Raw genomic sequence first — 20781 nt, forward strand, 5'->3', positions numbered from 1 at the left:
TAAAGCCACCTCATGGGTGGCTTTATTTTTGATTGCTTATTTCAAGTCTTGTGCTTGACCATATTGATCTGCCATGACTTCTACAAACTGGTCCAGTTTGATGTATTTTTTGATGGCCGCATTGACATCCTCTTTGGTCAATTTCGCAAGCTCCTGATCGCGCTCTGCGCGATCCAACAGCGTTTTGTTACGCTCTAACTGGCCCGTCAACATGCCATGAATATTGCGCTCGTCTTCCAAAGCCGTCACACGTTTTTTCATGATATCTGCTTTGGCTGCTTCCACTTCCTGCTCAGTCACACCTTTGCTCAGCAACTCATTCAATACCTTGTGTACTGATTGTGAAACTTGCTCAGAACGGCCAGAGGTATAATTTGCAGTAATGCTTAAAGTACCATCATCAATATCTGGATCAAGATCTAAGCCACTACCAAAACCATAAACCAAAGCATTCTTCTCGCGTAGCTCTTGAGCCAAACGTGATGAAAGTTGTGAGTTACCTAAAACATGGCTCAGAATAATTAAAGCTGGCGCATCTTTATGATATGAACCAACTGGTAAGGCTAAAACACTTTGATAGCTACCAAACTCACGTTGTTCCGATAAGGCATGAACTTTCTGTGCTTTATACACCGTGTATTGGCCTGTCACTTTTGTGAATGGTTGTTTTGCTTTCCAAGAACCAAAGGCTTTTTGTAAAGTCTTCTGCATTTTCTTGGCATCAAAATCACCCGTCACAGCAATTTGAGCATGATCTGTCACAAAGAACTGATCATAGAATTGTTTCACTTGCGGCTGGGTTACTTCACTAATCTGTTTCTTCGCCAGTTCTGGTTCAAAGTGATAACGGATATCGCCTGGTTGATAGATTTCCAGAATCTTAGACAAGGTCATCGATGAGACAACCGCGGGTTCCGTATATGGACGATCCAATACAGACAGGCTTTGATTTTTTGCTAGATCAAACTCAGTTTGCGAGAATTTTGGCTGCTTAAGGACATCAACAATAAAGTTAAAGAAGTCTTCGAACTTGTCTTTCTTCGCTTGAACAACGATGGTAAAACCATTGCCATTTGAACTGACCGAGGCACCACCGCTAGCCGCAATCGCCTTATCGGTAATTTCCTGCAAAGTATGCTTTTCAGAACCACGCAGCATTAAATAGCTGGCTAAATCTAAAGTAACCCCTTTACCAAATAATGCTTTTTCATCTCCAAAATCCAAGCTAATCGTGGCATAAGTTTTATCATCACGTGTAGGCGTTGGGAAGAGTGCATAGCGGATCCCATTCTTTAATTCACCACGTTGAATTTTCTGCTCATTTTTTTGCAATTGCTGAGCAGACTGTGCCATAAATTGGGTCACTTCCTGCTTGTAAACATTTGCATCTTTTAATGGTTCAGGCTTTTCATCGCTTTGATCTAAAGTTTTTGGCTTCTCTTCTGCTTTCATAGTCATCGCTTTCTTTTGATCTTCAGGCGTCGGTAAAATATCGCCTGAAATACGATGTGAAGAGACTAAAAATTCTTTTAAGGTTTTATTCGCATCATTCAGCTTTAAGTCTTGAACTGCTTGTAAGTCCTTAAAGTATTGATCCCATTGACCATGTGATGAAACTGCATAATCGCTCAGGCGTGAACCTAAAGCGACAGCGTCATTGGCAATGGTATCTGCGGTATTTTGCGTAATATTTTTAATCCGCTGTAATTCAGCCTCGGTGAATGGCTGGCTATTTTCAACACCTGTTTTTAGTGCTTCATCAACCTTTTTCGCATCATGATTCGGGGCATAAATTGCGCCCACAAAGACCACGTTAAAGTCTTGATCTAACCATGTGGTTGATTGCACTGCGGTGCTGATTCCCGTTTCCACCATACTCTTATACAAAGTACCACTTGGCTGCATGGTATATAACGCTGGCGCAAGTGCTAAAGTCGGTTGTAATGGGGTATTTTTTCCATTCATATAGACATGGAATTTAGCTAAATCACTACCCTTTTGTACCGTAAACTGACGCTGTTCAATTTTACTTGAATCGAGAACAGGCACTTGAACTTGCGCAGGTACTGGGCGTGCTGGAATTGGACTAAAATACTGATCAATTTTAGATAAGACCTCAGTCTTATCAAATTTACCTGAAATCACCATTACTGCATTATTTGGCGCATACCAAGTTCTATAGAACTGGTTCAATTCATTCAGTTGAATCGACTTTAATTCAGGTAAATCGCCAATTGGCAAACGGCCTAAATATTGATTGCCATATGCCGCTTTCCACATTTGATCCATCAGTACAGCAAACGGTTGATCCATACGGATTTCTCGTTCACGTTTTACGATTTCAATTTCAGAAGGAACAAATTTTTCTTGTAGCACCAATTTATCCATACGCTCTGATTCAAGGTATAGGATTTCATTGAGTGCATTTTTTTCAGGACGAACAATATTTAAATATTTAGTCGCATAATAATCTGTGCTGGCGTTGGTCATCAACGTATATTGGTCTAGACGACGTTGAAACTCATCGCCCTTCACATTTTGAGTGCCTTTAAAGGCCAAATGTTCTAATAGATGTGCAAGTCCGCCTTTACCCTTAGGATCATTCAAAGAACCTGTCAAATAAACCGTATTTACATAGACTTTATTTTCTTTATCGTTTGGCGCAAGAATAACTCTGAAACCGTTATCTAATTTATATTCTTCGATATTTTTTTCACTTTTTACGAGTACCGTCTGAGACCAAGACGTTGCACTCAACCCAATCAAACAAAGAGAGAGAGTAAGTTGCTTAAACCGCATTAACATAATTTATCCAAGTGTTTTTGATGATTTAAATAAAAACGTCAAGCTATAGTAGAGAACGATTCGCATTTTTAATAGTTATGTTTTGAAAAAAGCTGTTTATTTAAACAGCTTTTATCTTTATTTTTGCACAGTTTAAGCTAAAAATCAGATTGTCAGTTCGGCTTGCATATACAATTTGGCATAGCCTGAAATTTCAATACGATCTTCAGATGCAATGACACATTCTAAAATCCCACCGCGTTTAGATGCCTGAAAGGCTGTTAATCGAGTCTGATTCAATTTTTCAGCCCAAAGTGGAACGATTGCAGTATGGATTGAACCGGTTACTGGATCTTCATCAATACCAATTGCTGGTGCAAAATAACGAGAAACACAATCAAACTGCCCTTCACCTCTGGCGGTAATTGCAACATCGGGTTGAGAAGCAGTAATCGCTGTACGAACTTGTCCAAGTTGTTTTAGCTTTTCCAGATCAGGTTGTTCATCCAATACATCTTGCACCGTTTCATATTCAATAATATAGGCTTGGACATTACGATAAACTGCTTTAAATGGCTTGGTAAGTCCTTCACGTAATACTTGAGGATAATCAGTAACTAACTCTGCTTTACGAATCGGGAAATTCATTTTAATTTTGCCATCCACATCTTGGCTGACAATAAAAATCCCCAGATCGCGTACATGGAACTGGATTGTTTCTACCTTGGTAAAGTCTTTAAATAAAACAAATGCACTGGCTAAAGTCGCATGCCCACAAAATGCAACCTCATTGAGTGGAGAAAACCAACGAATCTCATAATTGGTTTCATCAATCGTTTTTACAAAAGCCGTTTCAGACAGATTATTTTCCATGGCAATATTCTGCATCAAACGATCATCTAACCATTCATCAACCACGATCACAGCCGCGGGATTTCCTTTAAATAATTCTTTTGTAAAAGCATCAACTTGGTACGTCTTCATGTCACAGCACTCTCTCTATTTTTCAATTATTTTGAACATTTGGCCTATAAAGTATAGATACAGATTTTTTTAAATTTGCGATACACCGTGCATTTCTGATTCAAGCACACTAAATGCTTTAAAATTAAGCAAAAACAATACTCCGCTTGCTAACAGATCGATCTAAATGTCCACTGATTTAGCATAATTCAAAATAAGCCATACAGAATATTCACAATAAAAAATTTGAAGCTCACTATGGTATGACGCAGATTAAACAAGCGAGAAAAACCATGCGTATTCCTGTAAATGCTGTCGTATTTGAAGATTTTGAAACCCTCGACATTATGGGCCCTGTTGAATTGTTTGGCTTACTGCACGAACATTATCAAGTCCAGTTTTATAGCCTGAATGGCGGTCTAGTTTCCAATAAGCATGGTGTTTGTATTCAAACCAAATCCTTTAGCGAAATGCACGTGAATGACCAAAGTATTCTGCTTGTTCCTGGTGGCATCGTGACTTTTGAATTAATTAAAAATCAACAGTTTCTTGATCAACTCAAAACTTTAGCAGCTCAAAGCAAACACGTGCTGACCATTTGTACAGGTAGTTCATTGCTTGCAGCGACAGCTGTTTTAAATGGTGTTAAGGCAACATCGAATAAAATGGCATTTGAATTTGTGCAAAAACTCAATGACCAAGTGTTGTGGCAAGCCCAAGCCCGTTGGGTGATTGATGGGAAATTCTATACCTCATCGGGTGTAAGTGCAGGTATGGATATGACTCTTGCCTTCATCCATAACACACAGGGTGAAAAAATTGCCCAGCTTTGTGCTGAAGAGGCCGAATATATCTGGAATAGCAATCCAAACGTTGATCCCTTTTGTAAAGTAAAAGCAGGCTGATCAACGCTGCATATGAAGATTTATTTATTATCGCTCGCGGTTGGCGTATTGGTCGGTGTGCTGTATTACCTACTCGATGTGAAAGCACCTGCACCACCCATTGTGGCATTACTGGGTTTATTGGGCATTGTGATGGGTGAACAATTGCTCCCTTTTATTCGACTCTATCTTTCATAGAAAGATAAGTTTTATTCCATCTCCCATAAAAATGAGTGGCCTAAAACCACTCATTTTGATAAAACCTCTTTCCCAGAATCAATCAATTCTGACATCGAAGCCTAGGTTTTCAGCAATCATCAGCGTTTGATCAAGGCTAATAATCGCATCTTTAATCTGCGTTTCTTTCGGATCTAAAGCACTCAAATCACTGCCTCTTAAATCACACTCGGTAAAATCTGCGCGGTGTAGCCATGCACCAGAGAGATCACTCTCTCGAATCGAACTTCCATGGCAACGCGCCCCAGTCAAATCAGCTTCTCTTAAACAGGTTCGCAAAAAAGAAGCTTTCTCTAAATCCGCGCCCGGTAATCCAACAAAAGCCCAATCACTGTCCTCAACCCGCATATGGTGAAACTGACAATCACTAAACATGCTACCGACCAACTTGCAGTCGGTGAATTTACTATCAAAGAAATTGCAGAAATAGAAAGTACAATTTAAAAACGCGCTATGCTGATGAACCGATGCATTAAACCGTGCTCGTCGAAAAGTACATTCATTAAAAATCGCACCTGTGCTTTGGGCTTCTGACAGATCTAAGTCAACAAATAGCGTCCGCTCATATTTTTGATTATTGAGTACTTGTCCATACCAATCCAAACTGGTAATGGTTTCTGTTGTTTTCGGTGCTACTGCACCATATTTTCTTTCCGCCATGATGTTCAGTTTTTATTTTCGAATACATCAAAATATGTCATACATTCAATTTTGTACATGTTTTTCTCATGACTTATTTATCTCAATTTAAAATAAAAAAAGAGCGGCAAAACCACTCTTTCATTTCATACTTAGACTTTAATCTTCCATATGCTGGATTATAGCTTGTCCAAATTCAGAACAACGTAATAAAGTTGCATTGGGCATTAAACGCTCAAAGTCGTACGTCACGGTCTTGGCTGAAATTGCACCCGAAACACCTTGAATGATTAGATCTGCAGCTTCAACCCAGCCCATATCACGCAGCATCATTTCGGCAGAGAGAATAATCGAGCCTGGATTGACCTTATCTTGCCCCGCATACTTCGGTGCAGTGCCATGTGTTGCTTCATAAACTGCTATTGCACCACCAATATTCGCGCCCGGCGCAATCCCAATGCCGCCCACTTCTGCTGCAAGTGCATCAGAAATATAGTCACCATTTAAGTTCAGTGTCGCAATCACGGAATAATCGGCTGGACGCATTAAAATTTGCTGTAAGAATGCATCGGCAATCACATCTTTAATAATAATGTCTTTGCCAGTTTTCGGATTTTTAATTTTTACCCAAGGCCCACCATCCAGCAGCTGCCCACCAAAACGCTCCATCGCAAGTTCATAGCCCCACTCTTTAAATGCACCTTCGGTGTATTTCATGATGTTGCCTTTGTGTACTAGCGTCACAGAAGGTTTGTCATTATCAATCGCAAACTGAATGGCTTTACGCACCAGACGTTGGGTTCCTTCTTTAGAAACAGGCTTAATGCCGATACCACAATCTTTAGGGAATCGGATTTTGGTCACACCCATTTCTTCTTGCAAAAATTTAATGACTTTTTTCGCCTCTGGAGAATCAGCCTTCCATTCAATCCCTGCATAGATATCTTCTGAGTTTTCACGGAAAATCACCATATCAGTAAGTTCTGGATGTTGCACAGGTGAAGGCACGCCTTCAAACCAACGTACTGGACGCACACAGACATATAGATCGAGTTCTTGACGTAATGCAACATTCAAAGAACGAATACCGCCTCCAACAGGTGTAGTCAAAGGGCCTTTTATTGATATAATAAACTCGCGTAAAGCATCAAAAGTTTCTTCTGGCATATAATTGCCATAAATTTTATCTGCTTTTTCGCCGCAGTAGACTTCCATCCATTCGATTGAACGTTTGCCACCGTAAGCTTTTAGCACGGCGGCATCTACTACTGCCTTCATTGCTGGTGTAATATCCACACCAATACCATCACCTTCAATAAAAGGGATGATTGGACGATTTGGAACATTCAATGACAGGTCTGCATTTACTGTGATTTTGTCTCCATCAGCAGGAACCACAATCTTCTGATAACCCATTTTGTAGGTTCTCCCTCATGTATTTAGCGATTATCTCTATGCCTTCTATGGCATACTTTCGTTTTTTATTGCATGAAACAGTTTAGTTCAAAACAGGTTTTTTTGAGATTTATACGGGAAATAACAACATTTCTCCATTAAATAGAAACCTTTATTGTTATGATGCCGCCCATAGCCAAAAGTAGTATATCCATATGAAAGTAGTCGTATTTAATAAACCTTTTGACGTTTTGTCACAGTTTCGCGAAGATGAAAAACATTTAACAGTTTCAAGTTTTATTAAAGATCCTGAACTTCGTATTGCAGGACGTCTAGATTTAGACTCCGAAGGTTTAATGTTTCTTACTGATCACGGTGGTTTAAATCAATTCATCACCCACCCTGATAATAAGAAATATAAAACTTATCTTGCTCAAGTTGATGGTGATGTCACAGAAGAAGCAATTGAAAAACTGCAAAAAGGTGTTGAACTTGCAGATGGTATGACTTTACCTGCCAAAGCACGTAAAGTTGATCAACCTGAATGGCTATGGGAACGTAACCCACCAGTACGTTATCGTGCAAATATTCCAACGACTTGGATCGAACTACAAATCTGTGAAGGTCGTAATCGTCAAGTACGTCGTATGACAGCGGCTGTGGGTTTCCCGACTTTACGTCTTATTCGTACTCAAATTGGCAGCATTGATCTCGTCAAACTCGGTTTACAGCCTGGTGAACAACTCGAAATCGAACCTTTACTTTATCCAGACTTTAAAGACGTTCCAGCTGACAAGCCTTATGAAGGTCGTTCTTTCGTGAAAAAATCGAATAATAAACCGCATTTCTCTCGTGCCAAAGATAAAGCACGTGAAGAAAGAGGTGAAAAACCATTTAAAGGTAAGAAAAAAGCTGGCGGTGGTACAACCCGTATTTGGCAAACTGATGATGCAGATAAACCACGTCGTAAGACCAATGGTACAACTCGTCCAAATACCAAAGCACCACGCGGACGTAGCCGTAACGGTCGTTAAAATCTAAATTGAGCGCATAAAAAAGCCGATATTTTTATATCGGCTTTTTTATATCACCGACAATGTTGTCGGTGATATATCAACAATTAAAGTGACGCAAGTGTGGTATTAAACGTTGCACTTGGACGCATTACCGCATTTACTTTCGCTGGATCGATTGCATAGTAACCACCGATATCAGCAGCTTGACCTTGTACTTGAGCAAGCTCAGCAACAATCTTCTGTTCGTTTTCAGCAAGTGACTTTGCAAGCGGAGCAAATTTCGCTTTTAACTCAGCATCTTCATCTTGAGCTGCTAATGCTTCAGCCCAGTACAATGCTAAATAGAAGTGGCTGCCACGGTTATCTAACTCACCTGTACGACGTGATGGCGATTTGTCGTTATCCAACAATTTTCCTGTCGCTTGATCAAGTGTCTTGGCAAGTAATTTCGCACGGTCATTACTTTCTTTGATACCAAGCTCTTCTAAAGATACAGCTAACGCAAGGAACTCACCGAGTGAATCCCAACGTAAGTGGTTTTCTTCAACTAACTGCTGTACATGTTTCGGTGCTGAACCACCCGCACCTGTTTCATACATGCCGCCGCCAGCCATTAACGGCACGATTGACAACATTTTCGCTGAAGTACCCAATTCCATAATTGGGAACAAGTCAGTTAAGTAATCACGTAAGATGTTACCCGTTACCGAAATGGTATCTAAACCACGTGCTACACGCTCAAGCGTATAACGCATTGCACGTACTTGTGACATGATTTGGATATCAAGACCAGTAGTGTCATGATCTTTCAAGTATTTTTCAACTTTCTTGATCAATTCATTTTCATGTGGACGGTATGGGTCCAACCAGAAGATTGCTGGCATACCTGAATTACGTGCACGTGTTACCGCAAGTTTCACCCAGTCACGAATCGGTGCATCTTTCACCTGACACATACGCCAGATGTCGCCTTCTTCCACATTTTGTGACATCAACACTTCACCTGTGTCTAAATCAGTAATGTTGGCAATACCCGCTTCTGAAATTTCAAAAGTCTTATCGTGTGAACCGTATTCTTCTGCTTTTTGCGCCATCAAACCAACGTTAGGCACAGTACCCATAGTACGTGGGTCAAAGTTACCATTCCACTTACAGAAATTGATCATTTCTTGGTAGATACGTGCGAAAGTTGATTCAGGCATTACTGCTTTACAGTCGTAAGGTTTGCCGTCAGCACCCCACATTTTACCGCCACCACGAATCATTGCAGGCATAGAAGCATCGACAATCACATCGTTTGGTGAATGGAAGTTGGTGATGCCTTTTGCAGAATCAACCATTGCAAGCGCAGGACGGTGTTCTTGGCAAGCATGTAAATCTTCGATGATTTCTTCACGTAAAGACGTCGGTAAAGTTGCAATCTTTTCATAAAGACCAGCCATACCGTTGTTTACGTTAATACCGAGTTCATCAAACAATTTACCGTGTTTTTCAAAAGCATCTTTGTAATAAATTTTCACACAGTGACCGAATACGATCGGGTGTGACACTTTCATCATGGTTGCTTTCACGTGTAATGAGAACAAAATGCCCGCTTCACGACAATCTTCAAGTTCTTTTTCATAGAAATCGCAAAGCGCTTTCTTGCTCATAAACATTGAGTCAATGATTTCGCCATCTTGAAGTGCAACTTTTGGCTTAAGCACAATGGTTTCACCAGACTTAGTGATGAGTTCCATTTTCACATTACGTGCACGGTCTAAAGTCATTGATTTTTCGCCATGGTAGAAGTCGCCTTCATCCATGTGAGAAACGTGAGTCTGTGACCACTGCTTCCACTCGCTCATTGAGTGCGGGTGTTTTTTCGCATAATTTTTTACCGCAGCTGGTGCACGACGGTCAGAGTTACCTTCACGCAATACTGGGTTTACAGCTGAACCAAGGCATTTGCCATAACGCGCCTTGATTTCTTTTTCTTCTTCAGTGGTTGGGTTTTCTGGATAATCAGGAATTGCATAGCCCTTCGACTGGAGCTCTTTAATACATGAAACAAGCTGAGCAACAGAAGCACTGATGTTCGGAAGTTTAATGATATTGGTATCTGGATCTTGCGTAAGACGACCTAACTCCGCAAGGTTATTGTTTACCTTTTGCTCATCTTTGAGGTAATCTGAAAATTCTGCGAGCACACGAACCGCAACTGAGATGTCACTTTTAACAATCTCAATGCCAGCAGGTTTTGTAAAGGTCTCAATGATCGGTAGTAATGAATAAGTCGCTAATAAAGGCGCCTCATCAGTCAGTGTGTAAATGATTTTTGACTTTCCACCAGCCATATATAGCCCCTTGTGTTGGATTGAGTTATGGAAAACTGCGCTTGTGGCCCAGCTCCTAGAACCGATTTGCTTGAACAAACTTGAGAGTATCAGCGTTCATCACATGCTAGTCAACGCAATATCCTGTGATAACGACATTTCGATAAAAAATACTACAAAATGATATAATAGTAGCGTTCTGGTATGTATATATGAGGTCAAGTTATGTCTTTTCAAATACAAACCACTGCCAACTTTAAATGAACGTACTGAATTGATCATTTAGCAAACAAATATGCATATTGCTTAAGCATGAACCCTATTTTGACAGAGCTTGATGAAGATTACGTTAATTCTTTAGTGGTAAGATCAATTTAAACGCCACCCCTTCAAATCGATTTTCGACCTCAGTTGAACCTGCATGTAACTGCATAATTGAGCTCACAATAGCCAACCCCAGACCACCTGTTTGTGCTTTTTGATGTCGACTTTCATCGACCTGATAAAACCGGTCGAATAAGTAAGGCAAATGCTTTTCATCAATAAAAACGCCTTCTGTCACAATCGTCATGACACAATTTAAATCACGTTGCTTTACCGCTACTGCAATCACACCATGCGCTCGCCCATGTAAAATGGCATTACTGATTAAATTCGCAATCGCACGCTGGATTAATGCTTCATTCGCCATGATATTGAAATCATCCATGACATCCAGTTGGAGCGTCATCTGATGTTCTTCAATCAAACAATCAAAATAATCAATAACATTCCTCATCAGCTGTTTGACATTGACTGACTTTTTCTCAAGCATCTGTTCATCATGTTCAGAACGTGCAATGAACAGCATGCTTTCGATCATTTTGGTGAGTCGTTCATACTCTTCCAAATGCGAATATAATAAATTTTCTAATTCTTCTGTTTTACGGGGTTGTGACAATAGAATCTGAGTTTGTCCCATTAAATTATTCAGTGGTGTTCTCAGTTCATGTGCAATATCTTCTGAAAATTGCGCCAGTTTCTGATAATCCTGTTGAATTTTATCCAGCATTTCATTCATCGCCTGACTCAGTTGCTGAACCTCAATATTAGTGGATTCAACCTCAATACGATGATTCAGTTTTTGCACATTAATTTTACTGGTCTCGGCAATCAAAGTACGCATGGAACGGAATAAATAATGTCCCACCATAAATCCCAGAAGACTGGACAACAAAATGCCTAGACCGCTATAAAATAAGACTTTCCAAAAATATTGACTCAGGATCTGATTCGCCCCATCCCATTGTTGTCCTGCAATCAATTGATACTGCTCGTGACCATATTGGATGGATTGAAATGCAAAGCGTGTACTCGGATGCTCAACTGTATTATTACGATACTGAATTTTATTTGAATAATTCAGTTCAGGGATTTTGATCTGTAATGGATTAATCCTGATCAGATCCCGTGCTGATTCTTTGACAATAAAAATACTGTCCTCGTGCCCCACCATATTTTCATAAAGTTTAGGATATTTCCCCAATATCTGAACGGTATGTGCATCGGTCAAAAAAACTTCCATCCGTTTGATCCGAGCAGCCAAGGCCTTATCTTGCTGGGTATAGACCATTTCACGAAAATTTTGATAAGACAAACCGCCAATACTGATAAAAACTACGCAGGAAATTAAGCTAAAGGCAATACTTAAGCGGGAAGCCAATGACAGTCTATTCATTATTGCCATCTTTTAAATCAACCTTATAGCCCATGCCCCTGACGGTATAAATTAACTTGGGAACAAAATGATCATCAATCTTTGCCCTTAATCGGCGTATCGCAACATCCACCACGTTGGTATCCGTATCAAAATTAATATTCCAAACCATTGAGGCAATTTGCGTTCGTGTGAGTACTTCACCACGATGTTGAATCAACAACTGTAACAACACAAACTCTTTGGCAGTTAAATCAATTTTAGTATCAGCACGATACACTTCCCGACTGAGTCGGTTTAAGCTTAAGTTTGAAATTTGATAAATTTCTTTTTCTACATTCGGTACACGGCGTAACAGGCTTTTGATCCTTGCCAATAGTTCCACATAAGAAAATGGTTTAATTAAATAATCATCGGCCCCAAGCTCCAACCCTTTTACTCGATCCAGAACATGATCTTTTGCAGTTAGCATTAAAACTGGCATTTTCGAAAAAGTACGTAACGTTTGTAAAACTTGCCAACCGTCCAATTGTGGCAACATCACATCCAAAATCAGTAAATCAAATGCCTCTCGTTGCAAGCGTGACAATGCTTCTATGCCATCTTTTGCAATAGCACAGGTATAACCTGATTCATTTAATCCTTTCGCTAAAAACTGCGCGATTTTAGATTCATCTTCGACAATTAAAATATGCATCCCACATCTTAACCTTGTTTATTCATTGCCAAGATTACAAATCGGTAATCCAATTGTCATCACGCCAAGATTTTTTTCTTCCTACCATGTTCTGAGGAAATAAAGATTTTCATCACCAAATGTTCCTCTACTGATTTTGGAAAATTGAATATGGACAAGCTACTCACCCGTTTCGCAGTTTCATCTGTTTTACTGACTGCTGTATCCCTGAGTTACGCTCAGGACGTAAATAATGCAGGTTATTATATCTCTGCAAAAGTTGCCGCTGCTAAGCTCCAAGCCGACAATATGGAAACCAGCTTACGCCCAGGGATTGGTCAATTTATCGCGGGTAAAGATAAAAAAGATTTAACCAATACCTCATTGGGTTTCGGCTATGACTTTGGCAATGGTTGGCGTACTGAAGGTGAATATACCTTTAAAAATAATGCTGAATTTACCAGTGGTTCAAGCAACTTTCCAACCAGCCTCAATCATCATAAAATCGATACACAACGCTTGATGTTGAATGCTTATCGTGATTTTGAAGTCATGCAAAATGTCGCTGTATACGGCAATCTTGGACTAGGTGTTGCACGTACGGAATCTTCAGGCTGGCAAGGTAATACCTCTCGCCAATACCTTGCAAATACCGAAACTCAACTGGTGTATAGCATAGGTGCAGGTGCTAGTTATAAAGCAATTGATAACCTTAACCTTGATTTGGGCTACCGTTATGTAGACTTGGGTAAAGCCGATAGCGGGTTAAACAACTTTGCCAATGCGCGTAGTTTGCAAGATGAACAGATGAAAGCACATCTATACTCAAGCGAGTTCTATCTAGGCGCAAGATATTCATTCTAAAACAGCATTAAAAAAGCACTGATTAGCAGTGTTTTTTTGCGCTCCTATCCCATGCCTAAGCATTGCCCTCACAACAACTGACGGCAATAGGAAACATTGATCAAGAAAGGTGGAATTTTGCTATGTATAAAAATCTATTCGCCATCGCCGCACTATCGGTTTCAAGCAGCTTATTCGCAGCAACAAACCCATTGAGTGTGCATGTTCTCAATCAGCAAAATGGTCTACCTGCTGCTGATGTCACCGTTGTTCTCGAAGCACAACAAAAAAATCAATGGATAGAAATCAATCAGGCCAAAACTGATCAGAATGGACGAATTACTGCTCTTTATCCGACGCAACAGCAATTAAAGTCGGGTATTTATAAAGTGACGTTTAAAACAGGTGACTGGTATAAAGCGCAAAAGCAAAGCAGCTTTTTTCCTGAAATTCCTGTTATTTTTGAAGTTGATGGAACCTTACCGCACTATCACATTCCATTACTGCTTAGCCCCTATGGTTATTCTACCTATCGTGGCAGCTAATAAAAAGGACGCTCATAGCGTCCTTTTTATCAAGTTCTAACCCTTCAACCAGCGGTCAACTTTTTGTTGGTCTTCAACTTTGAGCTCAACTGTTGTCAGTGTGTTTTCACCCGCTTGCAGTTCCAGTTGTAATAACTCATCGCGACGGAATGCATAAACTGTAAAGCGACCTTTTTGTTTCGCATATTTCGCTAAAAGTTTTTCTGATGCTTTGATACCATCAATCGCGATAATGACATCATTTGCCGACAAGCCCGCTTGAGCTGCGGCACTGTCACGACGAAGCTGTTGCACCACCACACCTTCCGCTTTATCAGCCACTTTTAAGCCAAAAGGCAAAGCCTTATCATCTTTGATGTTATAACTTAAACCAAATTCAGGGAATAATTGATCGAGTGGTAATTCATCCGTGGTGTTGATCAAATGATTGATCTGCTCGATCCAGTTATCACCTGTCAGTTCATTACATAATTCAAAAATAGTGCGGTCATTGACCTGAATGCCGTTTTGAGTATTTTCATACAAACGACGCATCAAAGCATCTAAGTTGGATCCACGCAAACGTAAGCCCAAATCAAGACAAAGTGCCACTAAACTCCCTTTGTTATAGTAGCTGGTCCCTGCATTATTTGAGTTTTCATCCTGACGATAGAACTTAATCCATGCATCAAAACTCGACTCGGAAACCGATTGAATCAAGCGTCCTGGATTTTGTAAGTAACGATCAATTTGCGCTTTCAGTAATTCTAGATAAGACTTCTGCGAAATCACGCCACTACGAAATAAAATCAAATCATCGTAATAAGACGTAAAACCCTCAAAAATCCACAGTAAGCTGGTGTACGATTCTTTATGCAAATCATAGTTGGCAAAATTTTCAGGACGAATAAATTTCACTAACCATGAATGAAAATACTCATGGCTGCATAGACCTAAGAAGCGTTGATAATCTTTAGAAGGTTCTTCTGTTTCATCTGCCTTCGGTAAATCATCACGTGGTGTAATTAAGCTGGTACTGTTGCAGTGCTCCAAACCACCATAACTATTGCCTGTGGCCATGGTCATAAAGGTATAGTTTTGGAATGGTGCTGAACCAAACATGTTGATTTCAGTCTGGCAGATCTTTTGAATGTCTGCCTCTAAACGTGACAAATTGGTCGTGTGCTTCCCTGAGATTACAAACTCATGTGGAATACCGTTGGCTTCAAAACTAAAACGACTTTGCTCTGCCAATTCAAATGGACTATCAATCAGTTGATCATAATTTTCCGCTTTTAAGGTGAAACGCCCCTTCACCAAGCTTTTTGATGGCAAACCTGTTGCGATTTGAAAATGTTTTAATTCATCAGGTAAGAATAGTTCAAGCTCACATGCTGCTTGTTCTTGATCTATCAGCCCTAAACAAACACATGCTGGATTAACATATAACCGTGTTTGATCGACATAGGCACCACGTACAGACAAATCATAGGCATAGACATCATATTCAACCGTGATCAGTTCGTGATCGGTATTGAATAAACGCCAACGATTTTTTTCTGTTTTTTTAATGCTTAACAAACGCCCTGCTTCATCAGACGCTTTAACCGATTCAATATGTTTTGAGAATTCTCGAATCAAATAACTACCGGGAATCCAAGTCGGTAGCCAAAGTTCTTGATTGGGATTTGCAAGAAAACGAAGTGTGACATGAATCAGGTGCTGGCGATAATCGTCGAACTCAATTTGGTAGTGCAACATAATTTTTAATCATGAAAATAGGAACAATTTCACACAGCTTAGCATTTTTTTACAAAGTCATGCGTAGATGTCGTAATTGTCAGCAAAAGTTGCTGGATTCTTCAACAAAAAAGTCATAGCATTCTTGTCTCGCATTCTGGGCCATCGGATCGGCAATACAAGGTATTCACGTGAAATTTCTCCTCTCCCTCTTTACGTTGTTTAGTCTCGTCTGTGCAAACCTTGCACATGCAAATTTACTGAACATCGCACCTGAAACAGTTGAAGCACAAGCATGGTCGGTGATTGATGCTCAATCAGGACAAATCATTGCTGAACACAATAGCCACGTTCAACGTGCACCTGCTTCTTTAACCAAAATGATGGTTGCCTATATCGCATTAAAAGAGATCGAAGCAGGTAAATTACGTAAAGAAGAAGTACTGACTGCTACACCTGTGGTCAGCACAGTGATGTGGGATGAGTCACAGATGTACCTGAAAGCTGGCGAACAGATTTCTGTGGATCAGCTTTTGGCAGGTTTAATTGTGATGTCTGCCAATGATGCGGCAGTCACCCTTGCTGAAAAAATTTCAGGCAGTGTGCCGCAGTTCGTTGCTCGTATGAATCAAGAAGCACAAGCATTGGGCATGAAAGATACACATTTCAGCAATCCTGCTGGGATTACCATGACCGATCATTATTCAACAGCAGCAGATTTAAGCCTACTTGCAAAAGCGATTGTGAATCAAACCCCTGAATATTTATATTATTCAAAAATGCCAAGTTTTAGTTATAACCAACGCTTCCATCATGCAACCAATCTTGCTTTGAAAATGGATCCAACTGCAGATGGCTTAAAAACAGGTTTTACCAAAGCGGCGGGTTACAACTTAGCCCTCACTGCTGAGCGTCCGACCTTTAATCCACAAGTTGAAAAACGTCGTTTGATTGTTGTGGTATTAGGTACACCTAGCGCAGTAAAACGTGCTGAAGTGGCACATAAGTTAATGAACTTGGCCTATACCTATACCCGCGATGAAGAAATAATTCCAAAGCAAAGGTTGATTGCCGAATTGCCTGTGATTAAATCAACTTTGAAGATATTTAAAGTTGAAACACAGCAACCGACCATTGTGACCACTTCTTTATATGGTCAAACCGCACCGATTGATTTAAACACTTTTGACTTACTCACCCAACGTATTCATTTGACAGATGCCAACCAGCAAGTCACGACCGTTGAACCGCTTCAAACCACCAATACACATATCAATATTGAGCTCAATGAACAGCATTTAACTGCCCCTTTGACTCAAGTCATGAACTTGGCAACGGTATCGATTTATCAAAACAATCAATTGATACGTAGCTTACAAATTGAGAATGATGTACAGATTGAAGAAGCCAATATTTTTCAGAAAATTATGATCTGGTTTTCGAATTTGTTCAGTTTTTTCTCAACAAATGACACTAAAAACCCAAAACTTTACCCTTTAAACCAAGGTTAAAAAAAACCTACTATTTCTATCAAGATTACCAATACAATATAAAAAAAAGGATGGCATAATCCTGCCATCCTTTCACAAAAAAAATTAGGTTAATCATGAGTAAAACCTTACATCATATCGTGATTGTAGGCGGTGGCGCAGGTGGTTTAGAGCTTGCGACACAACTAGGAGAACGTTTTGGTCGACGCAAGAAAGCCCGAATTACCCTAGTTGACCAAAACCTCACTCACATATGGAAACCTCTCCTTCACGAAATCGCAGCAGGTTCACTTAATCCTCACGAAGAACAAACCAATTATTTTGCTCACGCAGAAAAACATCATTTTGAGTTTGTCCTAGGCACCTTAATCGATGTCAATAAAGATCAAAAACAAATTACACTTTCTCCCCCACAGCTTTCTAAAGAACATACTCCCCTGACTCAAAGTCTCAGTTACGATACGCTGATACTTGCAGTTGGTTCTGTATCCAATGACTTCGGTACCGAAGGTGTGCGTGAACATTGCCACTTCTTAGATAGTCGAAAACAGGCTGATATCTTCCAACAAGATTTGTTTCATCTATATATCGAAGCACAAAACCAACCAACTGAACGTGCTTTAAATATTGGCATTGTTGGTGCAGGTGCAACGGGGGTTGAACTTGCAGCGGAACTAATTGAAACCACGAAAAACTTTTATCGATATGGTTTAAAGAAAATTGATCCAAAGCAGGTTAAGATTACCCTAATTGAAGCCTCTGATCGCATTCTCCCTGCACTGACTGAAAAAACGGCTGCACACAGTGCCAAGCAACTGAAAAAAATGGGTATTGAAATTCTGACCCAACATAAAGTGCAAAAAGTCGATGAATCAAATGTCTATTTTAGTAATGGCAGTGTCTTGCACTCCGATATTACGGTTTGGGCAGCAGGCGTCAAAGCACCGAAAGTTCTAGAATCATTTACTGATTTTAAACGTGACAAGATTAATCGTTTAATGGTGTATGCAACACTACAGACTTATTCTGACCCAAATGTATTTGCCTTTGGTGATTGCGCCAACTGTCAATTAGATGCGCGTCAACCGCCATTAGGCCCACGTGCGCAAGTGGCAAGTCAGCAAGCAACATTCTTGGTCGATGCAATGGCCGCACGTTTGTCGGGTTCTCCGCAACCAATGTTTAGCTTTAATGAGAAAGGATCTCTGGTGTCATTAAGCCATAATCAAGCTGTAGGCGAGTTGTTAGGCGATGTCAGCGTACAGGGCTTTATTGCAAAAACCATGTATGTATCGTTATACCGATTGCATCAAGCCAATATTCATGGCTATACCCAAGCAGGTATGCTGACCATGAAGGATTTTCTAACGCGTCGTGTACGTCCAAAAATTAAGCTGTATTGAGTTGAAATTTGATATTTCGTCTCAATATTTAACTAAATCGTTTCAAAAAGTGGAAAATAGTCAACAAAATCTATTTTTCACTTTATGATATACAGCTAAAACTATTGATGACATGGATTCAAAACATGACTGCTATTGCACTTAACCACGTGGTTTCATTCCACTACACTTTAACAAACGCTGAGGGTGAAACACTTGATCAATCTCAAGGTGAACCACTTGCATATTTGCACGGCGCAGGCAACATCATTCCTGGTTTAGAAAATGCACTTACAGGTAAAACTGTAGGCGAAAAATTCACTGTAAACGTTCCAGCTGCTGAAGGTTATGGCGAATATAACCCAGACCTCGTTCAAGAAGTTCCAGCTCAAATGTTCCAAGGTGTGGACAACATCCAACCTGGTATGCAATTCCAAGCTCAAACTGATGATGGCGTTCAAATCGTAACTGTTAAAGCGATTGAAGGCGACAACATCATCGTTGATGCGAACTTCCCACTTGCTGGCCAAGATCTTACTTTTGAAGTAGAAATCGTTGAAATCCGTGATGCTTCTCAAGAAGAATTAGATCATGGTCACGTTCACGGTGCAGGTGGTCACCACCACTAATTCATTTTTGAATTAGATGGAAAAAGCAAAGCTTCGGCTTTGCTTTTTTATTGCCAAGCACTTTTCCAAAATCGAAAAATCGCTTAACGTTATTCAACTTTCGATTACAATCCACAGCTATGTCTCAGACCTATCAACTGATTTGGTTTCGCCAAGATTTAAGAATCCATGATCATGCAGCACTTTGGCATGCGACTCAGGCAGGCCCTACAATTGCACTTATCATTTTGTCCCCTGCGCAGTGGCAGCAACATGACGATGCAGCGATTAAAATCGAATTTTATCTACGTCAATTACAACAACTCAAACAGCAACTTGCAGACCTGAATATTCCCCTGCTGGTTCAAACAATTCCATTTTGGAAAGATATCCCTGATTTTTTCTCACGTTTAATGCAAAAACTTAATATTGAAAATATATATGCCAATATCGAACTTGGGATCAATGAACTCAAACGAGATCAGACTGTACAGCATCAAATCAATCAATATAAAAAAGAATTGATCCTTTTCCATGATCGAACTCTATTTCCAGTGGCCTCTATCCGCAATCAATCTAACTCGCCCTATCAGGTTTTTGGTGCATTTAAGAAAACCTGCTATCAACGTTTACAGCACGGTTTACCCCAATGTTATCCCTCCCCAACGGAGCAGCAACCACTGTCGCTGGATATATCCGCCTTTCAACAAGATGACATCCAAACATTACAACGCGACTATATAAAACAAATCCAAGATACCAACTTTAGCAAATGGCAAGTTGGAGAAGCACATGCACTCATACTCTTAGATCAATTTATTGATGAGCACTTAGCAGCTTATAAAACTGCACGTGATTTACCGGCTGTTTCAGGCACCAGTCAGTTATCAGCCTATTTAAATATTGGGATTATTTCGATTCGGCAATGCCTGCAAGCCCTGTTTAGACAGCAACACGGTCATTTTGAGATTCAATCTGAAGGCCAACAAACATGGTTAGATGAATTACTTTGGCGTGAGTTCTACCAACATATCTTGTTTGATTTTCCCAAAGTCTCCAAACATCAGCCCTTTCAATCCCAGACCCAAAAGATCAACTGGCGAGATGATCCTATTGCTTTAGAAAAATGGCAACAAGGACAAACAGGGATTCCAATTATTGATGCAGGTATGCGGCAAATGTTAGCCACGGGTTGGATGCATAATCGAGTCCGTATGATCTGCGCCATGTTCTTAAGCAAAAACCTACTCATCGACTGGCGTAAAGGTGAACAATGGTTTATGCAGCACCTGATTGATGGTGACTTGGCTGCCAATAATGGGGGATGGCAATGGTGTGCTTCGACAGGCACGGATGCTGTTCCTTATTTCCGTGTGTTTAATCCAACGACGCAATCACAAAAGTTTGATCCTGAAGGCGAATATATCCGTCAATGGATTCCAGAACTTGCCCATCTTGATAACAAAATGATTCATGAACCTTATGCAAAAAATCAGGCTTTAATACTGGATTATCCTAAGCCGATAGTGGATTTAAAGGCCAGTCGGCTACGTGCAATCGATGCATTCAAATCAAATTAAAGAGCTTAC

The 20781-nt window shown here is 40.1% G+C and carries 17 protein-coding genes; 9 read left to right on the forward strand and 8 right to left on the reverse strand.

The features are described 5' to 3' along the window. Positions 1-36: 36 nt before the first annotated feature. Positions 37-2805, reverse strand: a complete 2769-nt coding sequence (locus A7P54_RS07930) for a pitrilysin family protein (RefSeq protein WP_171549244.1) — start codon at positions 2803-2805, stop codon at positions 37-39. A 144-nt stretch (positions 2806-2949) separates the two neighbouring features. Further along, positions 2950-3768, reverse strand: coding sequence for a PhzF family phenazine biosynthesis protein (locus A7P54_RS07935; protein ID WP_171549245.1), 819 nt, complete (start codon positions 3766-3768; stop codon positions 2950-2952). Positions 3769-4040: 272 nt separating this feature from the next. On the opposite strand from A7P54_RS07935, the gene A7P54_RS07940 reads away from it, so the two are divergent. Next, a complete protein-coding gene (locus A7P54_RS07940; RefSeq protein WP_171549313.1) occupies positions 4041-4652 on the forward strand; it encodes a DJ-1/PfpI family protein in 612 nt (203 codons plus the stop codon). 12 nt (positions 4653-4664) lie between these two features. Beyond that, positions 4665-4829, forward strand: a complete 165-nt coding sequence (locus tag A7P54_RS07945) for a DUF1427 family protein (protein WP_004801360.1) — start codon at positions 4665-4667, stop codon at positions 4827-4829. Positions 4830-4907: 78 nt separating this feature from the next. Here the strand turns inward: A7P54_RS07945 and A7P54_RS07950 are convergent, their stop codons facing one another. Next, positions 4908-5528 (reverse strand): pentapeptide repeat-containing protein, encoded by a 621-nt coding sequence (locus A7P54_RS07950; protein WP_171549246.1) that lies wholly within the window; start codon positions 5526-5528, stop codon positions 4908-4910. Between the two features lie 138 nt (positions 5529-5666). Then, on the reverse strand, positions 5667-6923 hold the full coding sequence (icd, locus tag A7P54_RS07955) for an NADP-dependent isocitrate dehydrogenase (protein ID WP_005202280.1): 1257 nt from the start codon (positions 6921-6923) through the stop codon (positions 5667-5669). 194 nt (positions 6924-7117) lie between these two features. Between icd and A7P54_RS07960 the strand changes: the two genes are divergently transcribed. Further along, positions 7118-7936, forward strand: coding sequence for an rRNA large subunit pseudouridine synthase E (locus tag A7P54_RS07960; protein ID WP_171549247.1), 819 nt, complete (start codon positions 7118-7120; stop codon positions 7934-7936). Between the two features lie 86 nt (positions 7937-8022). On the opposite strand, the gene A7P54_RS07965 is transcribed toward A7P54_RS07960, so the two are convergent. The 3 genes from A7P54_RS07965 to A7P54_RS07975 all read right to left on the reverse strand — a co-directional run bounded on the left by A7P54_RS07965 (position 8023) and on the right by A7P54_RS07975 (position 12626). After that, a complete protein-coding gene (locus A7P54_RS07965) occupies positions 8023-10254 on the reverse strand; it encodes an NADP-dependent isocitrate dehydrogenase (protein WP_171549248.1) in 2232 nt (743 codons plus the stop codon). A 328-nt stretch (positions 10255-10582) separates the two neighbouring features. Then, positions 10583-11959 (reverse strand): heavy metal sensor histidine kinase, encoded by a 1377-nt coding sequence (locus A7P54_RS07970; RefSeq protein ID WP_171549249.1) that lies wholly within the window; start codon positions 11957-11959, stop codon positions 10583-10585. Beyond that, positions 11943-12626 carry a heavy metal response regulator transcription factor gene (locus tag A7P54_RS07975; RefSeq protein WP_005184130.1) on the reverse strand — a complete coding sequence of 228 codons (684 nt, stop codon included), beginning with the start codon at positions 12624-12626 and terminating at the stop codon, positions 11943-11945. The genes A7P54_RS07970 and A7P54_RS07975 overlap by 17 nt, the downstream gene beginning before the upstream one ends. 150 nt (positions 12627-12776) lie before the next feature. Here A7P54_RS07975 and A7P54_RS07980 point away from each other — a divergent pair, with 150 nt between their 5' ends. Both A7P54_RS07980 and uraH read left to right on the forward strand, forming a co-directional pair. Next, positions 12777-13469: an outer membrane beta-barrel protein gene (locus A7P54_RS07980; protein ID WP_171549250.1), complete on the forward strand. Its 693-nt coding sequence runs from the start codon at positions 12777-12779 to the stop codon at positions 13467-13469. A 122-nt stretch (positions 13470-13591) separates the two neighbouring features. Continuing rightward, entirely contained in the window at positions 13592-13993 is a 402-nt protein-coding gene (uraH, locus tag A7P54_RS07985) for a hydroxyisourate hydrolase (protein WP_171549251.1), read from the forward strand. Positions 13994-14029: 36 nt separating this feature from the next. Here uraH and A7P54_RS07990 read toward each other — a convergent pair whose 3' ends face one another. After that, positions 14030-15733, reverse strand: coding sequence for a PDZ domain-containing protein (locus tag A7P54_RS07990; RefSeq protein WP_171549252.1), 1704 nt, complete (start codon positions 15731-15733; stop codon positions 14030-14032). Positions 15734-15903: 170 nt separating this feature from the next. On the opposite strand from A7P54_RS07990, the gene A7P54_RS07995 reads away from it, so the two are divergent. From A7P54_RS07995 to phrB, 4 genes are all read left to right on the forward strand, one after another. Beyond that, entirely contained in the window at positions 15904-17223 is a 1320-nt protein-coding gene (locus tag A7P54_RS07995; protein ID WP_171549253.1) for a D-alanyl-D-alanine carboxypeptidase PBP6B, read from the forward strand. Between the two features lie 95 nt (positions 17224-17318). Next, positions 17319-18605, forward strand: coding sequence for an NAD(P)/FAD-dependent oxidoreductase (locus A7P54_RS08000; RefSeq protein ID WP_005322983.1), 1287 nt, complete (start codon positions 17319-17321; stop codon positions 18603-18605). A gap of 125 nt (positions 18606-18730) precedes the next feature. Further along, the gene (locus A7P54_RS08005) at positions 18731-19213 is read left to right on the forward strand and encodes a peptidylprolyl isomerase (protein WP_004801387.1); all 483 of its coding nucleotides are present in this window, start codon (positions 18731-18733) and stop codon (positions 19211-19213) included. Positions 19214-19332: 119 nt separating this feature from the next. Beyond that, positions 19333-20772, forward strand: coding sequence for a deoxyribodipyrimidine photo-lyase (gene phrB / locus A7P54_RS08010; RefSeq protein ID WP_171549254.1), 1440 nt, complete (start codon positions 19333-19335; stop codon positions 20770-20772). Positions 20773-20781 lie beyond the last annotated feature (9 nt).

Source organism: Acinetobacter sp. Ac_3412, assembly GCF_013072675.1.
In the GTDB taxonomy this organism is placed as follows: domain Bacteria; phylum Pseudomonadota; class Gammaproteobacteria; order Pseudomonadales; family Moraxellaceae; genus Acinetobacter; species Acinetobacter higginsii.